1 protein-coding gene is annotated in these 1087 nt (G+C 74.1%); it reads right to left on the bottom strand.

Features of this window, described 5'->3' with window-relative positions:
• Window positions 1-1087, bottom strand: a 1087-nt coding sequence (locus AB0G02_RS41830; protein ID WP_360806617.1) for an aminotransferase class V-fold PLP-dependent enzyme, incomplete at both ends; no start/stop codon positions are given.

Here is a 1087-nt window from a genome sequence, read left to right as displayed (position 1 = left end):
AGTCCGGCTCCAGCCCGCCGACGAACGCCACGACCTCCGGCGCCACCTGCACCGGCCCGGCCTCCACCGCGGCGTCCACGGAGGCCCGCAGGTCATCCAGGAGCTCCGACTCGTGCCCGGCGTTCGCCGCGGTGACGGTGAGGTGCAGGTTCGCGGGGGAGGAGCGGTAGGCGAACTGCGGCTGGACGTACCAGCTCCGCGCCTTCATCTCGTCGGCCACGGTGAACACGTCGAAGTCGTCCCGCGCGGCCGTGACGGCCAGCAACGTCGACGACGGCGAGCCGAGCACCCGCAACCCGTCGATCTTCCCGATGCCCTCGCGCAGCACGCGCGTGCTCTCCAGCGCCCGCAGGGCGAGCGAGCGGTACCCGACGTCACCGATGTGCCGCAGCACCGCCCAGGCGGCGGCCAGGGGACCACCGGACCGGGTGGACTGCGTGGTCGAGTTCAACATCGTGTAACCGGGCCAGGCGGCCGACGCGAAGTACTGCGAGCGGCGCAGGTCGGCCGAGGCGTGCAGCAGCACCGACGTCCCCTTGGGGCAGTACGCGTACTTGTGCAGGTCCACCGAGATGCTGGTGACCCCGGGCACGGAGAAGTCGAACGGCGGCGCGTCCGGCGCGTGCGGCAGCACCCACCCGCCGATGCACGCGTCCACGTGGCACCGCACCCCGCGTTCGAGTGCGGCGGCGGCGATCTCGGTGACCGGGTCGACCACGCCGTGCGCGTAGGACGGCGCGCTGGCCACCACCAGCACCGTGGACGGGTCGATCGCCGCCGCCATCGCCGCCGGGTCCGCCCGGAACGTCTCCGGGTCCACCGGCACCGCGACCACCCGCACGCCGAAGTAGTGCGCCGCCTTGTGGAACGCCGCGTGCGCGGTCTCCGGCACCACCATCGACGGCCGCGCCACCTCGGGCCGCGAGTCCCGGGCCGCGACCACCGCGAGCAGGCACGACTCGGTGCCGCCGGACGTGACCGTGCCGACGGTCCGCTCGTCGCCGCCCAGCAGCCGGGCCGCCGTGCGGACCACGTCGTTCTCCAGCCGCAGCAGGCTGGGGAACGCGGTGGGGTCCAGCCCGTTCAC

The organism is Actinosynnema sp. NPDC023658, assembly GCF_040639995.1.
Taxonomy (GTDB): domain Bacteria; phylum Actinomycetota; class Actinomycetes; order Mycobacteriales; family Pseudonocardiaceae; genus Actinosynnema.
The sequence above is the reverse complement of the archived record's forward strand: the minus strand, read 5'-3'. Positions and strand labels throughout refer to the sequence as shown.